1 protein-coding gene is annotated in these 752 nt (G+C 63.6%); it reads left to right on the top strand.

The annotated features are described in order from the left end of the window. Positions 1-752 (top strand): hypothetical protein (locus C9F12_RS22205; RefSeq protein WP_205254759.1); only part of this gene is annotated, 752 nt, incomplete at both ends.

Consider the following 752-nt stretch of genomic DNA (forward strand, 5'->3'; position numbering starts at 1 on the left):
TCTGGCTCTGGGCGGTGCTGGTGATCGACGCCATCGGTCTGGTGCCCGCCTTTGGCAACGCCTCCCGACCTGCACGTGCGGGGATCCGCGAAGGCATACAGGCGTTTGCCCGCGGTGAAGGCGTCGACATCGTCGCTCAGATTCTGGTCAACCAGGCCGGCGGTGCGGCGATGGATTTTCTGGCAGAACTCGAATCCAAGCTCGAGGAACAGAAACCGAAGCTGTTGCGCGAAATTGACACCATCGTCGGCAAACTCGCCGAGTTCATCAACAACCCGGTCGATGCCGCCACACAGCTCAAACTGATCGACGAGAACCCCGAGTGGTGGAACCTTCTCGAGAAAGGCAAGCGTGTCGTATTCATTGCCTTTGACCGCCTGCTCGAGGCCTTTGGTGGCGACCGTCAGCGCCTCATCGCCTTTCTCGGCCAGCTCGGCGGGATGGCCAGGTCCATGGTCAACGCCGGGTTCGAGCGCCTGTTGCCGATGATACGCGACCTGGCCCAGGCGACTCGCCGCCGGTCGTCGCAACGTGGGGACGTCAATCACCAGGGCACCGCCGTCACCGGGCAACGTACGGTCCACTACCTGTCGGCAGACAATCGCCAGACCACCCGCCACGAAGCCGAGCCAAGCGCCACTCCGGCCGGCTGCGTGTGCTCGCTGCATCGCCCCACCCCCACCAGTCCCAACCCTGTGGACTATGTGATGGGTGACGAGAACCTGTGGCACACCGACTTCAGCGTACCGGGG

Source organism: Halomonas sp. BN3-1 (assembly GCF_003056325.1).
Classification (GTDB): domain Bacteria; phylum Pseudomonadota; class Gammaproteobacteria; order Pseudomonadales; family Halomonadaceae; genus Halomonas; species Halomonas litopenaei.